The sequence below is a fragment of the Bacillus sp. AR8-1 genome, from assembly GCF_008042345.1.
Lineage (GTDB): Bacteria > Bacillota > Bacilli > Bacillales > Bacillaceae_G > Bacillus_A > Bacillus_A cereus.
The window spans coordinates 1-1,163 of record NZ_QNUB01000076.1; the positions used below are offsets into that span (position 1 = coordinate 1).

The following is a 1,163-nucleotide window of genomic DNA, read 5'->3' on the forward strand; positions in this document are numbered from 1 at the left end:
AAGAACTAAAGCGAGAAGCAGTTCGTCTTCGATTAGAAGAGAGAAAATCATTGCGAGAAATTCGTGAACAACTCGGTGTGAAGAGCGATGCCCAGATTATTGAGTGGGTAAAACGTGCGCAACAAGGGGAGTCCTTTGATGATCAACGTGGTGTCTGGAATCGAAAGAATTTTAATAGTCTAGAAGAAGAAAATGCTTATTTGAAGGCACAGGTTGAGTATTTAAAAAAGCGCAATCCAAATCTACACGGGAAGGAATGGTCCTAAAGAAAGAACGATTTTCTCTTATCGATTCATTACGCCAAGCCTATCCACTCCGATGGTTGCTTCAAATCGCGGAAGTTTCTAAGGCTGGCTACTATAAATGGCGGAAATATCATAACGTGCAGCGTTTACGTCAGAAAAGGGATATGTGGCATAAAGAACATATTTTATCTATTCATCGTCAGCACCCTTACTATGGGTATAAACGTATGACTCGTGCTTTGGCTCGAGAAGGAATGGTAATGAATCATAAACGTGTTCGTCGTCTTATGAGAGAGCTGGTTATTCAATCTATCATTCGAAAAAAACGTCCATTTTATGGAAGAAAAACATCTGTGGTATTTAAAAATCATTTGAATCGAGAGTTTCAAGCTGAAAAGCAAAATCAAAAATTCGTAACAGATATTACTTATGTACGAATCGGAGAACAATTTGCCTATTTGTCAGCTGTGTTAGATTTATACAACAATGAAATTGTTGCCTGGAAGCTATCTTCAAGAAATGATTTAGATTTGGTTTTAACTACATTACGTCAATTAGAAGGGAAGTCATTAACTACTAAGCCCCTTTTCCATTCAGATCAAGGGTTTCAATATACATCTAAATCCTACGCAAAACAGTTAGAGAAATTAGGATTTGTCGGTAGTCATTCTAGACGTGGAAACTGTTTTGATAATGCGTGTATCGAATCATTCTTCTCACATTTAAAAACAGAGAAGTTGTATTTAGTGTGCCCAAAAACATATGAAATGGCCTACCAAGCAATTCAAGAATATATTCAATTTTATAATACAGAAAGATTCCAAGAAAAACTTCACGGCCTTTCCCCGATAGAATATCGGGAAAAGGCCGTGGCATAATACTCTTTTTATTACTGTCTACTTGACAGGGAGATGACCA

At 37.1% G+C, this 1,163-nt stretch carries 1 protein-coding gene; it reads left to right on the plus strand.

The window, feature by feature from the left end:
- Positions 1 to 1,123, plus strand: a protein-coding gene (locus DN400_RS29020) for an IS3-like element ISBth8 family transposase (protein WP_147802104.1) whose coding sequence is annotated in 2 segments (ribosomal slippage) — positions 1 to 222 and positions 222 to 1,123 — 1,124 coding nt annotated over the 2 segments. Because the reading frame shifts where the segments join, the coding sequence is not laid out codon by codon here. This gene is flagged as partial in the annotation.
- Positions 1,124 to 1,163: the final 40 nt, after the last annotated feature.